This is a genomic window from Bartonella sp. AP21QHHD (genome assembly GCF_042196205.1).
In the GTDB taxonomy this organism is placed as follows: Bacteria; Pseudomonadota; Alphaproteobacteria; order Rhizobiales; family Rhizobiaceae; genus Bartonella.
Genome location: NZ_JBHIPT010000049.1, coordinates 1 through 1,536, shown reverse-complemented (window position 1 = coordinate 1,536; position 1,536 = coordinate 1). Strand labels below are relative to the sequence as shown.

Sequence of the window (1,536 nt, the reverse complement as noted above, 5' to 3'; positions counted from 1 at the left end):
CACCATAATGATCTTGATTATTACAGTGATGAAGGGAGCATTGATGTTGAAAACGGTCGTCGGATGGTCACGCTTGTTGAAGGACATTATAAACAAAAATACAATAAAGTCAATAGTTTGTTTGTAATTATTTTATATGAATCCACTCAAGAATCCACACTTTTATACGTGATTCATTTGACTATTTTTTATATAAGATTGCCATGCATGAATAGATCCAAAAAAGCTAATCATAAAGAAGTTTAAGAAGAAAAAACAACTTCAAAATGTCCTTCAAGCGTTTTAACTTCTTTCGGATTAACAATAATCTTTATATCGTTTCCCAATTTTGCCAAACACTCAAGCATTTTCATTTCACTAATTCCTCGAAATTCTCCACTTAAGAGTTTAGACAGTTTTGGTTGAGTCATTTTCAAAAGTTGACTAGCCTGTTTTTGTGTTAAGTTCTTTTCTTTCAGAATTTGACTAATCTTATGAGCAAGTTGCGCTTTGATAAGCATTTCTCTGGAATCTGAAAAGCCAAGATCCGCATAAACATTGGAACTACCGTGAAAAACATTGATCATTTTAATTCCCTTCTAATTGTTCTGCTAACTTGAGACGTTCTTTAATCAGATTAATGTCTGGTTTTGCTGTTGCAATGCCACGGGTCGATTTTTTCTGAAAACAATGCAACACATAAAGAGATTTTTTATATTGTATCGTATAAACAGCGCGATAAGTTCCTTGAATATCGCGTTCAATAATTTCTAGAACATTGGCAGATCCGAACCCCTTGAGAACCTTAACATTTTCTCCTCTATCTCCTATCTGAGCAAGATAAAGAGCATAACCAATCCTTTGTTGAATAAGATCAGGAAGACTTTTTATATCTTTGAGTGAAGAACCAAGCCATATGATACGTTTTATTTTACTCATGATTATTAATATACCCATATGGGTATATTTTCAAGTGGTTATTCTAATTTTGTGATTTTTTAATAACTATTATTAATAAAATTGACTTGATAAAAATGGTAACAAAAAACCATAATTGTTTATTTGTTTTATGAAAAGCTGCTTTGTAAAAACCAACGCTTCCAAATGTAAAAAGAACTTTTTTTACAGATATTTATTGAATATGCATTTGCTTTTGATTGGATTGTTAAAGCTACCGAGCGTTTTGATTTGTTTGATACGTTTTCATATCTCTCATAGAGCGCTTGCAATATGATACGTTTTGTATATATGCATTCATTACTCCATTGTGGATGATTCATTTTAATCAATAAAAAACGCTATTTGAAAACCGCGTCATATCATTCGGCACGGCTTTTTTTTATTTTACTCTCTCTTTTATGATATGTTTATAGCAATGCATTTTATATGCGTTTATAACCATAAAGAAGGCACGTCCCCCATGTCTCTTTTTATTCTGTTTTATCAGTTATATTGACAACATTATCCCTTTCATAAACCTCACAATTTTTTGGAACCAACCTTACTTTGCTTTTTTTGTTGATTTTTGCATTGCCATAAGCACGCCCCCAGATCGTT

General features: G+C 31.7%; 3 protein-coding genes. 1 reads left to right on the top strand and 2 read right to left on the bottom strand.

Annotation, left to right across the window (positions count from 1 at the left end):
• The coding region (locus ACFIMC_RS03365) for a hypothetical protein (protein ID WP_375680801.1) at window positions 1-246 on the top strand (246 nt) is incomplete at its 5' end.
• Here ACFIMC_RS03365 and ACFIMC_RS03360 read toward each other — a convergent pair.
• Together ACFIMC_RS03360 and ACFIMC_RS03355 are read right to left on the bottom strand one after the other, a co-directional pair.
• A complete protein-coding gene (locus ACFIMC_RS03360; protein ID WP_015856199.1) occupies window positions 243-566 on the bottom strand; it encodes a helix-turn-helix domain-containing protein in 324 nt (107 codons plus the stop codon). The two genes, ACFIMC_RS03365 and ACFIMC_RS03360, sit on opposite strands and share 4 nt — an antisense overlap.
• A gap of 1 nt (window position 567) precedes the next feature.
• Entirely contained in the window at window positions 568-918 is a 351-nt protein-coding gene (locus ACFIMC_RS03355) for a type II toxin-antitoxin system RelE/ParE family toxin (RefSeq protein WP_375616946.1), read from the bottom strand.
• Window positions 919-1,536: the final 618 nt, after the last annotated feature.

Coding starts and splice junctions, on each gene's coding strand:
- ACFIMC_RS03360 (WP_015856199.1), bottom strand. CDS start 566: ATGATCAATGTTTTTCACGGTAGTTCCAATGTTTATGCGGATCTTGGC.
- ACFIMC_RS03355 (WP_375616946.1), bottom strand. CDS start 918: ATGAGTAAAATAAAACGTATCATATGGCTTGGTTCTTCACTCAAAGAT.